This window comes from Rubrivivax rivuli (assembly GCF_004016505.1).
In the GTDB taxonomy this organism is placed as follows: domain Bacteria; phylum Pseudomonadota; class Gammaproteobacteria; order Burkholderiales; family Burkholderiaceae_C; genus Rubrivivax; species Rubrivivax rivuli.
In genome coordinates this window covers 395,711-414,992 of sequence record NZ_SACR01000002.1, presented here as the reverse complement: position 1 = coordinate 414,992, position 19,282 = coordinate 395,711, and the positions used below count along the sequence as shown (strand labels likewise).

General features: G+C 71.0%; 16 protein-coding genes. 11 read left to right on the top strand and 5 right to left on the bottom strand.

Annotation, left to right across the window (positions count from 1 at the left end; all coding sequences use genetic code 11):
- Both EOE66_RS06405 and EOE66_RS06400 read left to right on the top strand, forming a co-directional pair.
- Entirely contained in the window at window positions 1-1,263 is a 1,263-nt protein-coding gene (locus tag EOE66_RS06405; protein ID WP_128227837.1) for a patatin-like phospholipase family protein, read from the top strand.
- 121 nt (window positions 1,264-1,384) lie between these two features.
- Complete coding sequence (locus EOE66_RS06400) at window positions 1,385-1,831, top strand: hypothetical protein (RefSeq protein ID WP_128227836.1); 447 nt, start codon at window positions 1,385-1,387, stop codon at window positions 1,829-1,831.
- Between the two features lies 1 nt (window position 1,832).
- Here EOE66_RS06400 and EOE66_RS06395 read toward each other — a convergent pair whose 3' ends face one another.
- Window positions 1,833-3,326, bottom strand: coding sequence for a carboxypeptidase M32 (locus EOE66_RS06395; protein WP_128227835.1), 1,494 nt, complete (start codon window positions 3,324-3,326; stop codon window positions 1,833-1,835).
- 75 nt (window positions 3,327-3,401) lie between these two features.
- Window positions 3,402-3,884 (bottom strand): YqaA family protein, encoded by a 483-nt coding sequence (locus EOE66_RS06390; protein ID WP_128227834.1) that lies wholly within the window; start codon window positions 3,882-3,884, stop codon window positions 3,402-3,404.
- Window positions 3,885-3,998: 114 nt separating this feature from the next.
- Here EOE66_RS06390 and dusB point away from each other — a divergent pair, with 114 nt between their 5' ends.
- From dusB to ruvC, 6 genes are read left to right on the top strand one after another with little or no spacing between them, the layout of a single operon-like run.
- Window positions 3,999-5,066, top strand: coding sequence for a tRNA dihydrouridine synthase DusB (gene dusB / locus EOE66_RS06385; RefSeq protein WP_128227833.1), 1,068 nt, complete (start codon window positions 3,999-4,001; stop codon window positions 5,064-5,066).
- Entirely contained in the window at window positions 5,063-5,299 is a 237-nt protein-coding gene (locus EOE66_RS06380; protein ID WP_054138631.1) for a helix-turn-helix domain-containing protein, read from the top strand. Before dusB ends, EOE66_RS06380 begins: the two co-directional genes overlap by 4 nt.
- Before the next feature lie 34 nt (window positions 5,300-5,333).
- Window positions 5,334-6,935, top strand: a complete 1,602-nt coding sequence (purH, locus tag EOE66_RS06375; protein WP_128227832.1) for a bifunctional phosphoribosylaminoimidazolecarboxamide formyltransferase/IMP cyclohydrolase — start codon at window positions 5,334-5,336, stop codon at window positions 6,933-6,935.
- Window positions 6,936-6,957: 22 nt separating this feature from the next.
- Window positions 6,958-7,578 (top strand): lysophospholipid acyltransferase family protein, encoded by a 621-nt coding sequence (locus tag EOE66_RS06370; RefSeq protein ID WP_128227831.1) that lies wholly within the window; start codon window positions 6,958-6,960, stop codon window positions 7,576-7,578.
- Window positions 7,579-7,585: 7 nt separating this feature from the next.
- Window positions 7,586-8,548 (top strand): phosphatidate cytidylyltransferase, encoded by a 963-nt coding sequence (locus EOE66_RS06365; RefSeq protein ID WP_128227830.1) that lies wholly within the window; start codon window positions 7,586-7,588, stop codon window positions 8,546-8,548.
- A complete protein-coding gene (ruvC, locus tag EOE66_RS06360; RefSeq protein ID WP_128227829.1) occupies window positions 8,548-9,096 on the top strand; it encodes a crossover junction endodeoxyribonuclease RuvC in 549 nt (182 codons plus the stop codon). Before EOE66_RS06365 ends, ruvC begins: the two co-directional genes overlap by 1 nt.
- A 190-nt stretch (window positions 9,097-9,286) precedes the next feature.
- Here the strand turns inward: ruvC and EOE66_RS21730 are convergent, their stop codons facing one another.
- Window positions 9,287-9,460, bottom strand: a complete 174-nt coding sequence (locus EOE66_RS21730; RefSeq protein WP_164885010.1) for a hypothetical protein — start codon at window positions 9,458-9,460, stop codon at window positions 9,287-9,289.
- A gap of 333 nt (window positions 9,461-9,793) precedes the next feature.
- Here EOE66_RS21730 and EOE66_RS06355 point away from each other — a divergent pair, with 333 nt between their 5' ends.
- Window positions 9,794-10,795: an AAA family ATPase gene (locus EOE66_RS06355; RefSeq protein ID WP_128227828.1), complete on the top strand. Its 1,002-nt coding sequence runs from the start codon at window positions 9,794-9,796 to the stop codon at window positions 10,793-10,795.
- Between the two features lie 25 nt (window positions 10,796-10,820).
- Here EOE66_RS06355 and EOE66_RS06350 read toward each other — a convergent pair whose 3' ends face one another.
- Complete coding sequence (locus EOE66_RS06350; protein WP_128227827.1) at window positions 10,821-12,686, bottom strand: putative bifunctional diguanylate cyclase/phosphodiesterase; 1,866 nt, start codon at window positions 12,684-12,686, stop codon at window positions 10,821-10,823.
- A gap of 404 nt (window positions 12,687-13,090) precedes the next feature.
- Between EOE66_RS06350 and EOE66_RS06345 the strand changes: the two genes are divergently transcribed.
- Window positions 13,091-15,148: a winged helix-turn-helix domain-containing protein gene (locus tag EOE66_RS06345; RefSeq protein ID WP_128227826.1), complete on the top strand. Its 2,058-nt coding sequence runs from the start codon at window positions 13,091-13,093 to the stop codon at window positions 15,146-15,148.
- A 21-nt stretch (window positions 15,149-15,169) separates the two neighbouring features.
- Here EOE66_RS06345 and EOE66_RS06340 read toward each other — a convergent pair whose 3' ends face one another.
- Window positions 15,170-16,960 (bottom strand): diguanylate cyclase, encoded by a 1,791-nt coding sequence (locus EOE66_RS06340; RefSeq protein ID WP_128227825.1) that lies wholly within the window; start codon window positions 16,958-16,960, stop codon window positions 15,170-15,172.
- A 62-nt stretch (window positions 16,961-17,022) separates the two neighbouring features.
- On the opposite strand from EOE66_RS06340, the gene EOE66_RS06335 reads away from it, so the two are divergent.
- A complete protein-coding gene (locus EOE66_RS06335; RefSeq protein ID WP_128227824.1) occupies window positions 17,023-19,275 on the top strand; it encodes a patatin-like phospholipase family protein in 2,253 nt (750 codons plus the stop codon).
- Window positions 19,276-19,282: the final 7 nt, after the last annotated feature.

Here is a 19,282-nt window from a genome sequence, read left to right as displayed (position 1 = left end):
GTGCCCGTAACGCGCCCGCGCATCGGGCTGGCCCTGGCCGGCGGCGGACCGCTCGGCGCCATCTACGAGATTGGCGCGCTCTGCGCCCTGGCCGAGGCCCTGCCGGGTCTCGACTTCACGGCGCTCGACGGCTACGTCGGTGTTTCGGCCGGCAGCTTCATCGCCGCGGGCCTCGCCAATGGCCTGACGCCCAGGCAGCTGTGCACCTCCTTCGTCGAGAACGAGGGGCCGGCCACCGATCTGATCCGCCCCGGGCTCTTCTTCCGCCCCGCGTGGCAGGAGTACGCCCAGCGTCTGCTGGCCGCCCCGCGGCTGGCCGGCCAGGCCGCTTGGGACGTCACCGTGCGCGGCCGCACCTTGTTGGCCGCGGCCGAACGCCTGGGGCGCGTGCTGCCTGCGGGACTGTTCAGCAACGCCGCGCTGCAGGCCCAACTGGCGCAGGTGTTCTCCGCACCCGGCCGCAGCAACGATTTCCGCCAGCTCCAGCGTGAGCGCGGCCGCCGCCTGGTGCTGGTGGCCACCGACCTGGACAGCGGCGAGGCCGCGCCCTTCGGCCTGCCCGGCTGGGACCACGTGCCCATCTCGCAGGCCGTGGCCGCCAGTGCCGCGCTGCCCGGGCTGTTCCCACCCGAGCCCATCAACGGCCGCTGGTACGTGGACGGTGCCCTGAAGAAGACGCTGCACGCCCGCGTGCTGCTGGACGAGGGCCTGGACCTGCTGCTGTGCCTGAACCCGCTGGTGCCTTTCGATGCCCGCGGCGCCTCTTCCCGCGAAGCCCCGCGCCACCGCGTGCTGGGCGGTGCCAGCGAGCGCATTCCGCAGCTGGTAGCCGGCGGCCTGCCGCTGGTGCTGAGCCAGACCTTCCGCTCGCTCATCCACTCGCGCCTGGAACTGGGCATGAAGGGCTACGAGGCCAGCCATCCGGGCACCGACATCCTGCTCTTCGAGCCCGACCACGCCGACCCGGAGATGTTCCTGGCCAACACCTTCGGCTACTCGCAGCGGCGCGTGCTGGCCGAACACGCCTACCAGCACACGCGGGCCGACCTGCGTTCACGCCGCAGCGAACTGCGCGCCACGCTGTCCGCGCAGGGCCTGGTGCTGGACGAGGCCGTGCTGGACGATGCCCAGCGGCGCTTGTTGCGCCGCCGCATCGGTCGCCGCCCGGCGGCCCTGCCGGCTTCGCGCACCGAGGCGGGTCGGGCGCTGCAGCGCCTGGACGAGGTGTTGAACGACCTGGAGCGCGCGCTGGCCGCGCGCTGAGGCCGCCCGGGCGGGCTCAACGTGACGAAATGTCGCTGCCGGCGCCCACGTCGGTGACGTGCGGGCTGGCTTGCGGCAACATGCGCCATGCGCGAGCCCGCCGCCTGCTTCGAGCCCGAACATGAGCCTTTCCCCACCGCCCAGCCCTGCCCCCCAAGACCGCCTGCGCGGGCGGCTGATGGCTGAAGCGCTGGGCCGCCTGCTCGACCGCGTGCGCGGCTCGCGCGAGGTGCTGCCTCATCTGGCGGCGCTGGAGCGGGGCCTGCTGGCCGAGGGCCTGCCCGCGCTGGCCGCGGCGTCGACGCCCGCGCTGGGCCGCATCGCCTCGCAACTGGCCAGCCTGCCCTTGCCTGAAGACGACCGGCCGCTGCAGGACCTGCTGCACCGCGTGATGGACAGCCTGGAAGCGCGCCGCGCCGAGGTCAGCAACCAGCCCTTCGACATCGAGAAGACGGTGGTCATCGAGGAGATGAGCCACACCGACTTCATGACCATCCAGCGCGCCGAGGCGCCCACAGAATTCGACGACGGCCGTTCGCTCGACGGCCGCCCTGCCCAGCCGCGCTGAATCAGCCCAGGTAGCGCGTTTCCAGGTGCGCCTTGAAGTGGGCCGCGTTCAGCGGCTCACCGCTGGCCCGGCGGGCCAGCTCGTCGGTGGTCCAGCGGCTGGCCTGCGTCCAGATGTTGTCGCGCAGCCAGTCGAACACCGGGGCGAGGTCGCCCGCGCCGATGCGGGCGTCCAGGTCGGGCATCTGCCGGCGCATGGTGGCGAACCACTGCGCCGCGTACATCGCGCCCAGCGAGTAGCACGGGAAGTAGCCGAACAGGCCCGAGGGCCAGTGCACGTCCTGCATGGCGCCGTCCTTGAAGTTGCCGCGCGTGTCGACGCCCAGCAGCTCCATCATCTTCGCGTCCCACAGCGCCGGGATGTCGTCGACCTCGACCTCGCCTTCGATCAGCGCTTTCTCGATCTCGTAGCGCAGGATGACGTGGGCCGGGTAGGTGACTTCGTCGGCATCGACACGGATGAACCCGGGCTTCACGCGCGTGATGAGCCGGTGCAGGTTCTGCGGCGTGAAGGCCGGCTGCGCGCCGAAGGTGGCGGTGACCATGGGTGCCAGGCGCGCCACGAAGCCGGGGTGGCTGCCCAGCTGCATCTCGAAGCTCAGGCTCTGGCTCTCGTGCAGCGCCATGCTGCGCGCCTGCGCCATGGGCTGGCCGAGCCACTCGCGCGGCAGGTTCTGCTCGTAGCGGCCGTGGCCGGTTTCGTGGATGGTGCCCATCAGGCTGGTGATGAACTCGTCATCGCGGAAGCGCGTGGTCAGGCGCACGTCCTCCGGCACGCCGCCGCAGAAGGGGTGGGTGCTGACATCGAGCCGGCCGGCCTCGAAATCGAAGCCGAGCAGGCGGATGACCTGCTCGCACAGCGCCCGCTGTTTCTCGATGGCGAAGGGCCCCACGGGCAGGATCACGTCTTCCTGCGCCTGCTTGGCGATGACCTGCTGGATCAGGCCTGGCAGCCAGCGCCGCACGTCGCCGAAGACCTGATCGACCTGCGTGCAGCGCATGCCAGGCTCGAATCGGTCCATCAGCGCGTCGTAGGGGCGCAGGCCGCTCTTGTCGGCCAGCAGCTGGGCCTCTTCACGCGCCAGGGCCAGCACTTCCTTGAGCTGCGGTGCGAAGCCGGCCCAGTCGTTGGCCGGGCGCTGCTGGCGCCAGGCGTGTTCGCAGCGCGAGGTGACGATCTGCTGGCGCTGCACCAGGCTTTCGGGCAGCGCGGTGGCGGCCTGCCACTGGCGCTGCATCTCGCGCAGGTTGGCGCGCTGCTCTTCGCTCAGCGGCTCCTGCTCGGCGCACTGCAGGCCGTGGCCCAGGTTCGGGTCGGTGCGCATGCGGTGCAGCAGCGCGGCCATCTCGGCCAGCGCGGCCGCGCGCGCCTCGTTGCCCTTGGGGGGCATGTTGGCGGCGTGGTCCCAGCCGGCGATGGCCTGCAGGTGTTCGAGGTTGTGCAGGCGCGTCCAGGTGGAGGCCAGCTGTTCGTAGGCGGGGGTGGCGGTGCTCATGGCTTGCGGCAGGGCGGGCAGAAGAGGCCGGCATTGTGGCGGCCTGCCGCGCTGCTGGCGAAGGCCACAACCCCGTTACAGACTCAACTGCCCCGGAAAGAGCCACAGCAGCGCCGCCGTCATCGTGACGTAGCGCAGGAACTTGCCGATGGCCATGTAGAACACGCAGGGCCAGAAAGGCAGCTTGAGCCAGCCGGCCAGCGCGCACAGCGGGTCGCCCACCGCGGGCAGCCAGCTCAGCAGGCAGGCCTTGGGGCCGAGCTTCTCCAGCCAGCGCAGGGCCCGCAGTTCCAGTTTCTTGTGCTGGATCTTCTCGTACAGGGCTTCGGCGCCGTAGCCCATCCACCAGCTGATGGCGCCGCCGATCGTGTTGCCGACGGTGGCCACCAGCACGGCCGGCCAGAACAGATCGGCGTTGAGCTTGAGCAGGCCGATGACGGCGAACTCGCTGCCCATGGGCAGCAGCGTGGCCGAGACCACGGCCACGAGGAAGACGACGGCGAGGCCGTAGGTCGGCTCGGCCAGCGTGTGCAGGAGGGACAGGAACCAGGCTTCCATCGGGAGGCCGGATTATGGGCAGGCCGCCCGGGCCCAGGCCGTGCAAGGCCGCTGGCGGGTGGGCTGGCTATACTCGCGCCTCATTTTTCAGCACCACCACCGGCCCTCCCTTCCATGCGCATCGGCTCCATCGAACTGCCGAACAAGCTGTTCGTCGCACCGATGGCCGGTGTCACCGACCGCCCTTTCCGCATGCTGTGCCGCAGTCTCGGCGCGGGCTATGCGGTCAGCGAGATGGTCACCAGCAAGCGTGAGCTCTGGAAGAGCCTGAAGACCTCGCGCCGGGCCGACCACGAAGGCGAGCCGGCGCCCATCGCGGTGCAGATCGCCGGTGTGGACCCTGCCGAGATGGCCGATGCCGCGCGCTACAACGTCGACCGCGGCGCGCAGATCATCGACATCAACATGGGCTGCCCGGCCAAGAAGGTGTGCAACAAGTGGGCCGGCTCGGCGCTGATGCAGGACGAGCCGCTGGCCACCGCCATCGTCGAGGCCGTGGTGGCCGCCTGCGCGCCGCTGAACGTGCCCGTGACGCTGAAGATGCGCACCGGCTGGTGCCAGGCCGAACGCAACGCCGTGCGCCTGGCGAAGATGGCCGAGAGTGCGGGCGTGGCCATGGTCACCGTGCACGGCCGCACGCGCGAGCAGGGCTACAAGGGCTGCGCCGAGTACGACACCGTGGCCGCGGTGAAGGCGGCGCTGAAGATCCCGGTGGTGGCCAACGGCGACATCCACAGCCCCGAGAAGGCGCTGCAGGTGCTGCGCGCCACGGGCGCCGATGCGCTGATGATCGGCCGCGCGGCACAGGGCCGGCCCTGGATCTTCCGCGAGATCCTGCATTTCCTGGCCACTGGCGAGCACCTGCCGCCGCCGGCCACGCACGAGGTGCGGCGCTGGCTCACCGAGCACCTGCACCAGCACTACGGCCTGTACGGCGAGCACATTGGCGTGCGCAGCGCGCGCAAGCACATCGGCTGGGCGGTGCGGGCCCTGCCCGGCGGCGAGGCCTTCCGCGCCGAGATGAACCTGATCGACGACACCGGCGCGCAGTTGCGCGCGGTGAACGACTACTTCGAGTCCCTGGCCGAGACGCACCCGCTGCTGCCTCAGCAGGCCGCGGCCCTGGCCGCCAACGATGAAGACGGCGCCGAAGCCACCGAGCCGGCGGCCCAAGCCGCATGAGCAAGAAAGACATCGATGCCTGCATCCGCACGAGCGTGGAGCAGTACCTGAAAGACCTGCGCGGTGCCGACCCCGCCGACCTGCACGAGCTCTTTCTCGGCGCGGCCGAGAAGCCGTTGCTGGAGGTGGTGCTGCGCCACGCCGAGGGCAACCAGAGCAAGGCCGCCGAATGGCTGGGCATCAACCGCAACACGCTGCGGCGCAAGCTGCTCGACCACAAGCTTCTGAAATGAACGCGGCCCTCGCCGGCCGCAAGGAAAGCGCATCTTGGCTGCACCTACCAGCAACGCCCCCCTCACCGCCCTGATCTCGGTCTCCGACAAGACCGGCGTCGTCGAATTTGCCCAGGCCCTGGCTGCGCAGGGCGTGCGCCTGCTGTCCACCGGCGGCACCGCGCGGCTGCTGGCCGATGCCGGGCTGGCCGTCACCGAGGTGGCCGAAGTGACCGGCTTCCCCGAGATGCTGGACGGCCGCGTGAAGACGCTGCACCCGCGCATCCACGGTGGCCTGCTGGCGCGGCGCGACCTCCCCGAGCACATGGCCGCGCTGGCCGCGCACGGCATCCAGACCATCGACCTGCTGGTGGTCAACCTCTACCCCTTCGCGATGGCCACCGCGCGGCCCGATTGCACGCTGGAAGACGCCATCGAGAACATCGACATCGGCGGCCCGGCCATGCTGCGCGCCGCGGCCAAGAACTGGGCCGATGTGGCGGTGCTCATCGACCCGAGCGACTACGCGCAAGTGCTGGCCGAGCTGCGTGCCGGCGGCCTGCAGCGCAGCACCAAGTTCCGCCTGGCCAAGAAGGTGTATGCACACACCGCGGCCTACGACGGCATGATCAGCAACTACCTCGGCGCGCTGCAGCCGGGCGTGGAGTCACAGGCCGACGCCGTGCCCGCGCGCGAGCCTTTCCCCGCCACCTACACGCTGCAGCTCACCAAGACGCAGGACATGCGCTACGGCGAGAACCCGCACCAGGCCGCCGCCTTCTACCGCGACGCCAAGGTCGCCCCGGGCCTGCTGGCCGGCTGGGTGCAGCTGCAGGGCAAGGAGCTCAGCTACAACAACATCGCCGATGCCGACGCCGCCTGGGAGTGCGTCAAGACCTTCGACGTGCCGGCCTGCGTGATCGTCAAGCATGCCAACCCCTGCGGCGTGGCGGTAGGCAGCAGCCAGGTGGCGGCCTACATCCAGGCGTGGAAGACCGACCCCACCTCGGCCTTCGGCGGCATCCTCGCGTTCAACCGTCCGCTGGACGAAGCCACGGCGCGGCAGATCGGCGAGCACAAGCAGTTCGTGGAGGTGCTGATCGCACCGGCCATCACGCCCGAGGCACGGGCGCTCTTCGCCGCCAAGCAGAACGTGCGCTTGCTGGAGGTGCCGCTGGGCGCCGACGCCAACGCGCTGGACTTCAAGCGGGTGGGCGGCGGCATGCTGCTGCAGACGCCCGACGTGAAGAACGTGGCGCCGGGCGAGCTGCGCGTGGTCACCAGGCTGGCGCCCACGGCGGCGCAGATGGACGACCTGCTCTTCGCCTGGAAGGTGGCCAAGTTCGTGAAGAGCAACGCCATCGTCTTCTGCGGCGGCGGCGCCACGCTGGGCGTGGGTGCCGGCCAGATGAGCCGGCTCGACAGCGCGCGCATCGCGCGTGTGAAGGCCAACGCGGCCGGCCTGAGTCTGGCCGGCTCGGCCGTGGCCAGCGATGCGTTCTTCCCCTTCCGTGACGGGCTGGACGTGGTGATCGACGAAGGCGCCACCTGCGTCATCCAGCCCGGTGGCAGCATGCGCGACGACGAGGTGATCGCGGCGGCCGACGAACGCGGCATCGCCATGGTCTTCACCGGCACCCGCCATTTCAGACACTGACGGTGTCGCAAACCCTCCGCCCATGACACGCGCCGATGTTGCGGGCGGCCTGCTGGCCTTCATTGCGCGCCTGATCACGGGCGCGCAGGGGCACTGGAAGGGCTGCCCGCCCAAGGCCGAGCAGCGCATCTACTTCGCCAATCACCAGAGCCACCTCGACTGGGTGCTGATCTGGGCGGCGCTGCCGCATGAGCTGCGCGCGGTCACGCGGCCCATCGCGGCCAAGGATTACTGGACGGCCACGCCGCTGAAGCACTGGATCACGCGCGAGGTCTTCAACGCCGTCTACGTGAGCCGCACGCGCACCGACGACCAAGACCCGCTGGAGCCGCTGGTGCAGGCCTTGGGCAACGGCGATTCGCTGGTGATCTTTCCGGAGGGCACGCGCAGCAACAAGGGCGAGCCGCAGGCCTTCAAGAGCGGCCTGTTCCACCTGGCCGAGCAGTTCCCGCAGGTGCAGCTGATCCCGGCGTGGGTCGACAACGTGCAGCGCGTCATGCCCAAAGGCGAGGTGGTGCCGGTGCCGATCCTGTGCACCGTGACCTTCGGCGCGCCGCTGCAACTGCAGGCCGGTGAAGACAAGCGCGATTTCCTCGCCCGCGCACGGCAGGCCGTGGTGGACTTGCGTCCGCACCTGGCCTGAGCGGCGCATGAGAACCCTGCGCGAGCTCAGCGTCGACCAGCAGGTGAGCCTGCTGTTCGTGGTGCTCTTCGGGCTGCTGGCCGTGGGCTCGCTGCTGGCCTTGCTGCTGCTGCGTCGCGAGGGCGAGGCGAGCGACCGCCGCCTGCGCCTGCTGCGCGACATGCGTGCGCTGTGGGTGGGTTCTCTGGTCTTCTGGCTGGCGTGGGTCACGGCCCCGGTGGGGGCCACGCTGCTCTTCGGCGCCTTCAGCTTCTTCGCGCTGCGCGAGTTCATCACGCTGATGCACACGCGCCGGGCCGACCACCGCAGCCTGCTGCTGGCGTTCTTCGTGGTGCTGCCGTTGCAGTACGTGATGGCTGGCGGGCGCTTCTTCGACCTGTTCACCGTCTTCATCCCGGTCTACGTCTTCCTCGCCATCCCGGTGGCCAGTGCCCTGGCCGGCGACCCCGAGCGCTTCCTGGAGCGCAACGCGAAGATCCAGTGGGGCATCATGGTCTGCGTCTACGGCCTGAGCCACGCGCCCGCGCTGCTGCTGCTGAACTTCCCGCGTTTCGAGGGGCGCGGGGCCTTCCTGCTGTTCTTCCTGGTGGTGGTGGCGGTGGTGGCGCAACTGGTGCAGGAGGCCTGCAGCCGCTGGCTGCGCCGCCGGCCCGTGGCGCGCCACATCGACCGCAGCTTCAGCTACCGGGCCTGGTTCGCGGGCGCGCTGGCCGCGGGCATCACGGGGGCCTTGCTGTACTGGGTCACGCCCTTCAAGGCCGGGCAGGCGCTGGCGATGGCCTTCATCGCCGGCGGCGCCGGCACGCTGGGCGAACTGGTGATGAAGGCGCTGAAGAAGGACGCCGGCGTGCGCTACTGGGGCAACACCGCCAGCGTCACGGGCGCCGTGGGCCTGCTGGACCGGCTGGCGCCGCTGTGTTTCGCGGCGCCCGTGTTCTTCCATTCGGTCCGCTGGTACTTCAAGCTCTGATGCGCATCCTCGGCATCGACCCCGGTTTGCAGCGCACCGGCTTCGGCGTCATCGAGGCCGACGGCCCGCGCCTGGCCTACGTGGCCAGCGGCACCATCAGCACGCTGGAAGCGCCGCGCGGCGACCTGCCGGGCCGGCTGAAGATCATCTTCGAGGGCGTGAAGGAGGTGGTGCAGCGCTACACGCCCGATTGCGCCTGCGCCGAGATCGTCTTCGTCAACGTCAACCCTCAGAGCACGCTGTTGCTGGGCCAGGCACGCGGCGCCGCGCTGGCCGCGCTGGTCTCGGGCGGCCTGACGGTGGCCGAGTACACGGCGCTGCAGATGAAGAAGGCCGTGGTGGGCCACGGCCTGGCCAACAAGGCCCAGGTGCAGGAGATGGTCAAGCGCCTGCTCAAGCTGCCCGCGCTGCCCGGCAAGGACGCGGCCGACGCCCTGGGCCTGGCCATCTCGCACGCGCACGCCGGGGCCTCGTTCACGGCGCTGGCCGCCGCCGCGCCGCTGGCGCGCCGCCAGCACGCGCAGTACCGCAAGGGCCGCACGTTCTGAGGGCAGGGCTGGCCGCGTGGCGGCACTGGCGCTGGGCGCGCCGCCCCGAAGAGAGGCGGTTCGTGCAAGGCGCACGAACCCAAAAAAACAGCCCCGGCAAGCCGGGGCTGGAAGGGTCTCGGTGTTGACTGAGACTCAGGAGTGATCGGTGGGCCGCGCCAGGGCGGCCGGCGTGGGCCCGGGGGCGGTTTCAGGCCTTGGGCGCCGTGACGCCATGGTGCGCCAGTTGCGCTGCGGTGGGCTCGCTGGTGGCCAGGCCGTTGACGGCCAGCAGCATGGCCACCGTCATCACGCTGGCCAGGGCCAGGGCCGACAGGCGGGCGGGGGTGGCGGGCTTCAGGGTGTTCTGGGCGGTGGTGTTCATGGCGGGGTGTCCTTCTGTGCGGTGTTGCGTTGCGCTTTGTCGATGGGTGCACTGTAGGCAGCGCCGCCCCGCGCCGCGACGGGCTTGCGATGGTCTGCAGGCTTGCAGCGGCCAGCGGCAGAAAGCGGCGACGAACGGCATGGCGCTGGCGTGAAGCCTGCCCGCAAGCCGGGGCCGAACGAGCCCTGATGCCCCGATTTGCGGTGTGAGACCGGGTTTGATTCAAGGCCTGCTTGTGGCACGCTTTGCTTCAATCAAGACGCACCTGCAAGGTTCTCTTGTCGTCCGTGTGTCCCGTGCAAACGTTCGGTGCAAGTGGAAGGAGCCCGCCTGATGAGCGCTGAAACCGGCCTGGTCCCTGTTTCTCACCTCGGCCACGGTCTGCCCGTGGCCCGCATGCGGGCGGTGTACCGCCTGGACGAGGTGGAAAAGCGCCTCGACAAGCTGCCCCAGCGTGAACACGAGAACCTGCGTGCCACCTACGAGCGCATGCTGGAGAAGGGCCCCGAGCGCTTCCAGGTCAAGCCCGGCGGCCTGCCGGCCATGGACCATCTCTACGACGAGATGCCCAACTTCAATGCGGTGCTCGACGACGTCAAGCGCCAGCTCGCGCTGTGCACCGACAGCCGCGACGCGCTGGAGATCACGCCCATGCTGCTGCTGGGCCCGCCGGGCATCGGCAAGACCCACTTCGCGCGCGAGATCGCGCAGCTGCTGGGCACGGGCCTGGGCTTCATCAGCATGAGCAGCCTCACCGCCGGCTGGGTGCTCAGCGGCGCCTCCAGCCAATGGAAGGGCGCGCGGCCGGGCAAGGTCTTCGAGACCCTGGTCGACGGCCAGTACGCCAACCCGGTGATGGTGGTCGACGAGATCGACAAGGCGCGCGCCGAGCACGCCTACGACCCGCTGGGCGCGCTGTACAGCCTGCTGGAGCACGACACCGCCGGCGCCTTCACCGACGAGTTCGCCGAGGTCGCCATCGACGCCAGCCAGGTGATCTGGGTGGCCACGGCCAACGACGAGCGCAGCATCCCCGAGCCCATCCTCAACCGCATGAACGTGTTCGAGGTGCAGGCGCCCGATGCCGATGCGGCGCGCGCCATCGCGCTGCGCCTGTACCGCCAGCTGCGCGCCAGCCACGACTGGGGCCAGCGCTTCGACGAGCAGCCTTCGGAGGCCGTGCTCGAACGCCTGGCCAGCACCGCCCCGCGCGAGATGCGCCGCGCCTGGATGACGGCCTTCGGCAATGCCCGGCTGGCCGGCCGCAGCACCATCGAGCTGGCCGATCTGCCCGGTGCCAGCGGCAAGCGATCGACGATCGGCTTCGTGCAGTAGGCGCCGGGCCTGGCGCCATGGGCGCTCAGGCAGCCCGCGGCGTCGCGGGCGGCGTGGGGCCGCCGCGGCGCGGCGCAGCCTCTTCCTGCAGGAAGCGTGAGCAGTCGGCGCTGCTCAGCGGCCGGCTGATGAAGTAGCCCTGCACCACGTCGCAGCCCAGGTGGCGCAAGAACTCCAGCTGCGAGGTGGTTTCCACCCCCTCTGCCACCACGCCCACGCCCAGGCTGTGCGCCAGCTGGATGGAGGCCGAGCAGATGACGGCGTCGTTGGCATCACGCTCGATGTCGCTCACGAAGCTGCGGTCGAGCTTCAGGCAACTCAAGGGCAACTGTTTCAGATAGGCCAGGCTGGAGTAGCCCGTGCCGAAGTCGTCGATGGCCACGGCCACGCCGATGCGGCGCAACTGCCCGAGCAGCGTGGCCATGCGCTCGGGGTCGCCCATCGCGACGCCTTCGGTCAGCTCCAGCTCCAGCGCGTTGCTGGGGAGGTGATGCCGTTCCAGCGCCCGGGCCACCTCGCCCACGAAGCTGTCGGCCTGCAGTTGCCGGGCAGAGACGTTCACGGCCACGCGCAGCCTGGCATGCCCGGCCTGGCGCCAGAGCGCCACCTGCTGCAGCGCCTGCTCCAGCACCCACAGGCCGATGGGCTCGATCTGCCCGGTTTCCTCGGCCAGGGGTATGAAGTTGGAGGGCGGCACCAGCCCGAGCTGGGGGTGCTGCCAGCGCACCAGCGCTTCCACGCCGATGATGAGCCCGCTGCGCAAGTCCAGCTGCGGCTGGTAGTGCAGCACGAGTTCGCCTCGTCGTGCCACGCCGCGCAGGCCGACATCCAGCGCCAGCTGCATCTGCATGGACTCCCTCAAGGCCGGCGTGATGAACTGGTAGTTGTTCCGGCCCTGGCGCTTGGCGTGGTACATCGCCGCGTCGGCGTTTTTCATCAGCGTGGCGCTGTCTTCGCCGTTGTCCGGGGCCAGCGCGATGCCGATGCTCGGGCTGGAGTAGATCTCGTGCCCCTGCACCACACACGGCTGGCTCAGGCTGTGCAAGACCTTGCTGGCCAGGGCCTCGGCGGCCGCGGCCGCCCCCGGGCTCTCGGTCGTGAGCACCAGCCCGAATTCGTCGCCGCCCAGGCGCGCCACGATGTCGGTGCCCCGCACCAGCGCCCGCAGGCGGCGCGCCACCTCCACCAGCAGCGCGTCGCCCACGCCGTGGCCCAGGTTGTCATTGACCTTCTTGAAGTGGTCGAGGTCGACGAACAGAACGGCCAGCCCGTGCCGGTCGCGATGGGCCGCGGCGAGCGCCACCTCGAGCTGGCCCCTCAGGTGGGCGCGGTTGGGCAGTTGCGTCAGCGGGTCGTGGCTGGCCAGGTGTCGCAGGCTCTCCTCGGCCTGCCTGACTTGCGAGAGATCGATGGCGCTGCACACGTAGTGCGTGACCCGGCCCAGTTCGTCGCGCACCACCGACATCGTCGTCCAGCGCGGGTACTCGTGGCCTTCCTTGTGCCGCACCCACACCTCGCCGCGCCACAGCCCGGTGGTGGCCAGGGTGCCGAACTGCTGGGCCAGAAGTTCGGGATCCTGGGCCGCATCGGCCAGCAGCAGGCGTGAGTCTGTGCCCAGGATGGAAGCGGCCTCATGGCCGGTCTCGCGTTCGAAGGCCGGGTTCACTTCGATGAGGCGCAGTTCCTTGTCGAGGATGGCCATCGACTCCCCGCTGTTCGCGAAGAAGCGTGCCAGCAGATCGATGCGCTGGCGTGCCCGTTGGTGGTGACGGTGCAGCCGCCACCAGAGCAGACCACCGCCGCCGTAGCCCAGCAGCAGCACCGCCCAGGCCAGGCCGAGCGCCGACGGCGCGCTCTTCGGAGGCGGCGCAGGGGTGGGCGCAGACGCCAAGCCCCGGCCCGCTGGGTCGGCAGCGTGTGCTTCGGCCAGCCACGGGGTCCTTGCAGCCTGGGGGCCTCCCTTCGGCCCGTGGAAGCTGAACACCGCCAGCAGGAGCGCTGGCCCCAGCAGGATGAGCGTCAGGGCGGCGGTGCCCGGTCGGAAAGCGCGTTTCAACGGTGGACGTCGGAGCAAGGGGTCGGCGTGAAGGCCGGGGCGGTTGGCCCTCGAAGAGAATCATTCTTGTCATCAGAAGTGATCGGAGCCACACTCTGGCGGCCGCGGCGACAAGATTGAGCCAGGATTGAACCCGCGGGCCGCCTGCCTGCCCTCGGGGGCCCGTTAGGGTCGCGGCCTCGCCGCGGCCGAGGTCGCCCCGGCTCTTCCAACGCCACCCGGTGCCACGCCGCAGCTTCATGAACCGCATCGCCCACGAACCGCCCGTCGCGGCCCAGCCCCCTGTCCTTTGCTTCGGGAATTGCGAGTTGCGGGCCGGCACGCGTGAGCTTCTCGTCGATGGCCGGCCCCAGGCCCTGCGGCGGCGGGTTTTCGATCTGATGCTCTACCTCATCGCGCACCGTGCGCGCGTGGTGCCGCATGCCGAGCTGTTGAAGGAGGTCTGGCCCCGGCCCAGCGTCTCTTCCAAGATGCTGGCGCGCGCGATGATGGAAGCGCGGCGTGCCTGCGGCGATACGGCCCAGCAGCCCGCCTTCTTCGCCTCGGTGCATGGCGTGGGCTACCGGTTCGTGGGGCAGCTCCGGGACGCTTCGGTCGCCCCGGCCGGCGGCAAACCCTTGGCAGAGCCGGGTGCCGCCGGGGTGCTTGACCTGCTGCAACAGGCCAAGGCTGCCCGCGACGCCGGCCGGTTCGACGAGGCCCAGCTGCTCGCGGAGCGCGCCCTGGTGTTGGCAGGCCAGGTCCCTTCGCCCACTGCACGCGTGCAGGCGCTGGCGCTGTGTTCTGCACTGACCCTGCGGCGCGGCACGGCGGGCGCGGCTGCCAGGCTGGCGGCGCAGGCCCTGCAGGTGGCGCGCGCTGAAGGCAGCGATCAGCTCGAAGCCCAGGCGCGGCTGGCCTTGGGCTGCGTTCACGTGGCCGCGGGTGACAGCGCCTTGGGCCTTCGGTATCTGCAGGCAGCCCACGAGGTGCTGCGGGCCTCGGGCAGCCCGGAGGACCTGATGCGCTGCAAGAGCTACATGGCGGCGGCGTTTCGCGACAAGAGCAACGCGCAGAGCGGCCTGCGCTTGTGTCGGGACAGCCTGGCCTATGCCATCAGCCAGAACGCCACGCAGCAGATCCTGGCCGAGCGCTGCAACGAGATCGTCTTCCTCATCAACCTGGGCGAGCAGCTGGAGGCCGAGCGCCATGCCGCCCAGGCACGGGCCACCTACGAGGAAGGCCTGGCCCTGGTCGAGGCCTTGATCCGCGACATCGCCGAACTCGGGGCCGTCAACCGGCGCGAGCCGGCCCTGGGCAACCGGGCGAGCCTGCTCGAAAAGCTGGGCCGTGTGGACGAGGCCTGGCAGGCGATGGCCGATCTTGAGCAGGCCATGGACTTGTCGGCCGGGGCTGGCAGCCCCGTGCATGCGGAACGCCAGCAGATGTTCCTGACCCTGAAGGCGATCCTGCTGGCCCGTTCAGGTCGGTATGCCGAGGCGCTGCAGCACATCGAGGGCTGCATCGAGGTCGCGCAGCGCCCCGGTCATGTGAGCAACCTGCCCTGGATGTACGGTGTTGCCAGCGACTTGGCCGAGCGCGCCGGGCGCTGTGGCCTGGCCTTGACCTGGGCGCGCCAGCAGACGGCGGCGCAGGCTGCCCGCCACGCCAGCGATGCGGCTCAGCTGGTGCGCATCCTGGAGGCTGAACGCAACATCGAGGACGTGCAGGCCGACCTGGAACGCTCGCGCCACCAGGTGGCCACGCTGCTCCAGGAGAACGCCGCCCTGCGCCAGCAGGCCCAGGCGATGGTGGGTGCGCTGCATGTCTCGCCGCTGACGGGTCTTGCCCCGGAGTCCAGCCTCGGCGCGGCCTTTCACGGGCCTCACTGGCAGGCCCGGGCGCGGGGCCTGCCCATGTGCCTGGGCCTGCTCAGCCTGAACGGCGCGCTGCTGGCGCGCATGCAGCATGCGCCTGAACTGCTGCTGGCCTTCCACAAGCGTGCGGCCGAGGTGCTGCGCAACCATGCCGACATTGCCTACCCTGCCGTGGAGGTGGGTGCAGGTCAGCTGGTGTTCCACATCCGGGACGCGGGCCTGCTCCGCGCGGCCGAGGTGTGCCGGGCCGTGGCGGCGCAGTTGCACCGCCAGGACTGGAACCCTGCCGAGCCCGGCTCGGCACCCGTGTGGCAGGCGCACCATCTGGACGGCGCGCTGCTGGAGTCGGTGGACAGCGTCGTGCACCAGCTGCGCGCCCGCGCGGCGGCGCAGGCCAGCCCGGGTGCCGTTGCCGGCCCGGCGGCTGTCGCCAGCGACTGAGCGCCGGCATCGGCAGCGCCTTCAGGCCGTGGCGAGCGAGCGCCCGCCGCGCTGCACGCGGTGGCGGCCGGCTTCCTTGCCGGCATACATGGCGGCATCGGCGCGCTTGATCAATTCGTCGGCGGTGTGGCCGTCCAACGGTGCCAGGGCGTAGCCGGCGGTCAGGCCCACGCGGCAGTGCTGCCCCTCGATGACGAAAGGCTCTTCGAAGGCTGCCAGCATCTTCTGCCCCAGGGTCTGGGCGGTGGATTCGTCGGGCAGCCCGGCGGCCAGCACCACGAATTCGTCGCCGCCCAGGCGCGCCACCACGTCGCTGGCGCGCAGCTGCGTCTTCAGGCGCTGCCCCACGGCCACGAGCAAGGCGTCGCCCACGTCGTGCCCGTAGCGGTCGTTCACGGGCTTGAAACCGTCCAGGTCCAGCAGGTACAGCGCCAGCAGCTGCTGCGGGCGCGCCTGGGGCAGCGCAGCCGTCAGGTGCTGCTGCAGGCCGCGGCGGTTGGGCAGGCCGGTGAGGGCGTCGGTCTGCGCCAGCGTGCGCAGGGTCTCGGTCTCCAGGCGCGCGCGGTCGGCGCTGCGGTGGATGGCCTGCACGCGCAGGCTGAGCACGGCCATCCAGGCGCTCATCTCCACCATCAGAGAGAAGGGGTAGACGTGCTGCGCCCAGAACGTGGGCTCGACATGGCCGCGCAGCAGCCCGGCCGTGACCACCGCGCCCACGGCATAGAAGGCCCAGCCGAAGAGCATGTAGACCGCCGTGTGAGCGCCCTGCCGGGCCCGGATGTAGGCCGCCGGCAGCACCGCGATGGTGGCCACCATGCCCAGCGCGGTGACGGCGGACTGCGCGCTGCGGTAGTCGAGCAGCCCCGTCAGCGTGGCGCCCAGGGCCAGCAGCGCCGCGATGCTGATGCCCTGCAGCACGCGCGAGATGAAGCGGCTCACCTCCCACACCGCCAGCGCCGCGTTCATGAAGCGCGCTGCCGCGGCCACGGCCACCATCACCGCCATCGGCGCCACGCTCATCGACAGGGCGGGCCAGTCGGGCCACAGGTACTGCGCGCCCAGGCCGAAGTAGGCCAGCACGAACACCAGGTTGCCCGCCAGCAGCAGGGCGTAATCCAGGAACAGCGCGTCGCGCAGCGTGATCCAGTGCGTGAGGCTGTAGATCAGCATGCACAGCGCCAGGCCGATGACGATGCCCAGCAGGACCTGCGACCGCGATTCGTGCGCGGTGAAGTCTTGCGGCGTGCGCACGGTGATGGGCAGCACCATCGAGCTCTGCGTCTGCACGCGCAGCAGCAGCTCGTGGCGGCCGGGCGCCAGGTTCAGCGGGGCGGCGTGCGTGCGCGCCGGCATCACCTTGTCGGCGCCGCGCTGCTGGTTGCCCAGGCGCAGGTGCTGCACCAGTTCGCCCTGGCTCAGCACATACACATCGATGAGGTTCAGCGAGGGGTAGTCGATCTGCAGCACGCGCTGCACGGGCAGGGCGCCGGGCACCTCCACCGCGAAGCGCAGCCACAGCACGCTGGCGCTGCGGCCGAGGTTCGAGACGGTGCCGGTGGGCACCTGGAAGCGCTGCGGCGTGGCCAGCACGTCGTTCAGCGACCACTGGGCTGCGGGGTCGGGCAGCACCTGCACCGCGGGCCAGACAGGCACGGCAGGGCGGCTGTCGAGCAGCAGGCTGGCGGGCCCCTCGGCCGCCGGGCCGCCCGCAGTGGCACGCGCCGCGGCGCTGAAAAGCAGCAGCCAACCCAGCAGCAGTGCGCAGCACCAGGCGGCTGTGGCGGGGGGCAGGGGGCGTGGAGATCGGGCCATCGGTCTTCGTGTATCGGCCGCGGGCGGCCAGGCTTGAGGCGGCCGCGCCAGAATCCGACCCCATGGCCCGCTTCCACCCTGCAGACTGCCCCCCCCGCGACGCCAGCCGGCCCCGTCGGGCGTGGGCCGGCGCGGGCCTGGCGCTGCTGCTGGCGCTGCAGGCGGTGGCGCCGGCCTGGGCGCAGGAGCCCCCGCGCCCGCGCGTGGGCCTGGTGCTGGGCGGCGGCGGGGCGCGCGGCGCGGCCCACATCGGCGTGCTGGAAGAGCTGGAGCGCCTGCGCATCCCCGTGGACTGCGTGGCCGGCACCAGCATGGGCGCCCTGGTGGCCGGGGCCTGGGCCGCGGGCCTGACCCCTGCCGAGATGCGCCAGGAACTGGCCCGGGCCGACTGGGCCGACATGTTCCGCGACGATCCCGGCTACGAGGAGCTCAACTTCCGCAACAAGCGGCTGCAGCAGCGCTTCCTGCCCGGTTCGGAGACGGGTTTTGCCGGCGGCAGCGCCGTGGCGCTGCCGGGCGTGGTAACGGGGCAGAAGATCAAGCTCTTCTTCAACCACCTGGTGCGTGCCGACACCGGCGAGCGCGAACTGCAGCAACTGCCGCTGCCGGTGAGCATCGTGGCCACCGACATCGGCACCGGCGAGCGCGTGGTGCTGCGCGACGGCAGCCTCACGCTGGCCATGCGCGCCAGCATGAGCGTGCCCGGCCTGCTGGCGCCGGTGGAGTACCGCGGGCGCAAGCTGGTGGACGGCGGCCTGGTGGACAACGTGCCCATCAAGGAGGTGCGCGAGCGCTGCGGGGCCGATGTCGTCATCGCCGTGAACGTGGGCTCGCCGCCGCTCAAGCCCGAGCAGGTGCAGGGCCTGCTGAGCATCACCACGCAGATGGTGGCGCTGTTGACCGAGCAGAACGTGGCCGCCAGCCTGGCCTTGCTGCGGCCGCAGGACATCTACATCCAGCCCGACCTCGGGCCGGTGACCGCGGCCGACTTCGACCGCCACACCGAAGCCGCCGACCGCGGCCGCGCCGCCGCGGCGCTGCTGGCCGAACGCCTGGCGCCGCTGGGGGTGCCCGAGCCGGCCTATGCCGCCTGGCAACGCAGCGTGGCCGTTCGCGAGCGTGACGTGCCGCGCATCGACGCGGTGGAGATCGCCGGCCTGGGCCGCGTGAACCCCGAGGTGGTGCGCCGCTACCTGGAGCAGCGCGACGGCGCGCCGCTGGACACCAACGCCCTCAACCGCGACCTGCTGCGCGCCTATGGCGACGGCTTCTACGAGCGCGTGGACTACAGCGTGGTGCGGCAGGATGGCCGCAACGTGCTGCGGCTCTTCCCGGTGGAGAAGGCCTGGGGCCCCGACTACCTGCGCCTGGCCCTGCGCCTGGACAGCAACCTCAGCCAGGGCAGCAGCTACACGCTGCGGGCGGGCTACCAGAAGACCTGGCTCAACCGCCTGGGCGGCGAACTGCTCTTTGTGGGTGAACTCGGGGGCAGCACCGGCGGTGGCGTGGAGTGGTACCAGCCGCTGGACGAGCGCCACCGGGTCTTCGTCGCCAGTTCCATCGACTACAAGCGCGAGCGCAACGACTACTGGTTCCTGGAGCAGCGCATCGCCGAGTACCGCACCGCGCGCACGCGGGCCGAACTGGCCGTGGGCCTGAACTTCCGCTTGCTCGGACAGGTGCGCCTGGGCTGGCGCGAGACGCGCATCAGCAGCGGTCTGGAGACCGGGCTGGACGTGCTGGGCGGCCTGGCCACCAACCGCGCCGAGCGCGCCAGCGGCGGCTGGCTGTTCGCGCTGGACCTGGAGCAGGCCGACCGGCTGCACTTCCCGAGCCGGGGCTGGGCCACCAAGCTGAGCCTGTACGACTCGCCCCGCCGTGATTACGGGCGGCTGGCGCTGGAAGGCAGCGTGGCGGTGCCGTGGGAACGCTACGTGATCTCGGCGCGCAGCACCTGGGTGGGCGCCACGCGTGGCGAATTGCCGCTCAGCGATGCCGCCCGGCTGGGCGGGCTGCTGAACCTCACGGGCTTTGCCGCCGGGCAACTGGTGGGCGACGAAGTGGCCTACGCGCAGTTGCGTGGCGAGCGCGTGATCGGCCGCGCGCCGCTGGGCCTGCGCGGCGAGTTGCGCGCCGGTGTGGCGCTGGAGGCGGCGCGCATCGGGGTGCCCTACACGAGGCAGGTGCGCACCGGCACGCTGCACAGCCTGGCCGTCTACCTGGGTGGTGAAACGCCAGTGGGCCCCTTCTTCGTGGGCGTGGGGCGGGGCAGCGGCGGGCTGGTCAACGCCTACCTGGTGATCGGCGCGCCTTGATGGGCCG

What these genes read in the sequence shown, in the direction of transcription:
- EOE66_RS06400 (WP_128227836.1), top strand. Translation starts at nt 1,385, where the DNA reads ATGAGCCTTTCCCCACCGCCCAGCCCTGCCCCCCAAGACCGCCTGCGC.
- EOE66_RS06395 (WP_128227835.1), bottom strand. Translation starts at nt 3,326, where the DNA reads ATGAGCACCGCCACCCCCGCCTACGAACAGCTGGCCTCCACCTGGACG.
- EOE66_RS06390 (WP_128227834.1), bottom strand. Translation starts at nt 3,884, where the DNA reads ATGGAAGCCTGGTTCCTGTCCCTCCTGCACACGCTGGCCGAGCCGACC.
- dusB (WP_128227833.1), top strand. Translation starts at nt 3,999, where the DNA reads ATGCGCATCGGCTCCATCGAACTGCCGAACAAGCTGTTCGTCGCACCG.
- EOE66_RS06380 (WP_054138631.1), top strand. Translation starts at nt 5,063, where the DNA reads ATGAGCAAGAAAGACATCGATGCCTGCATCCGCACGAGCGTGGAGCAG.
- EOE66_RS06370 (WP_128227831.1), top strand. Translation starts at nt 6,958, where the DNA reads ATGACACGCGCCGATGTTGCGGGCGGCCTGCTGGCCTTCATTGCGCGC.
- EOE66_RS06365 (WP_128227830.1), top strand. Translation starts at nt 7,586, where the DNA reads ATGAGAACCCTGCGCGAGCTCAGCGTCGACCAGCAGGTGAGCCTGCTG.
- ruvC (WP_128227829.1), top strand. Translation starts at nt 8,548, where the DNA reads ATGCGCATCCTCGGCATCGACCCCGGTTTGCAGCGCACCGGCTTCGGC.
- EOE66_RS21730 (WP_164885010.1), bottom strand. Translation starts at nt 9,460, where the DNA reads ATGAACACCACCGCCCAGAACACCCTGAAGCCCGCCACCCCCGCCCGC.
- EOE66_RS06355 (WP_128227828.1), top strand. Translation starts at nt 9,794, where the DNA reads ATGAGCGCTGAAACCGGCCTGGTCCCTGTTTCTCACCTCGGCCACGGT.
- EOE66_RS06345 (WP_128227826.1), top strand. Translation starts at nt 13,091, where the DNA reads ATGAACCGCATCGCCCACGAACCGCCCGTCGCGGCCCAGCCCCCTGTC.
- EOE66_RS06340 (WP_128227825.1), bottom strand. Translation starts at nt 16,960, where the DNA reads ATGGCCCGATCTCCACGCCCCCTGCCCCCCGCCACAGCCGCCTGGTGC.
- EOE66_RS06335 (WP_128227824.1), top strand. Translation starts at nt 17,023, where the DNA reads ATGGCCCGCTTCCACCCTGCAGACTGCCCCCCCCGCGACGCCAGCCGG.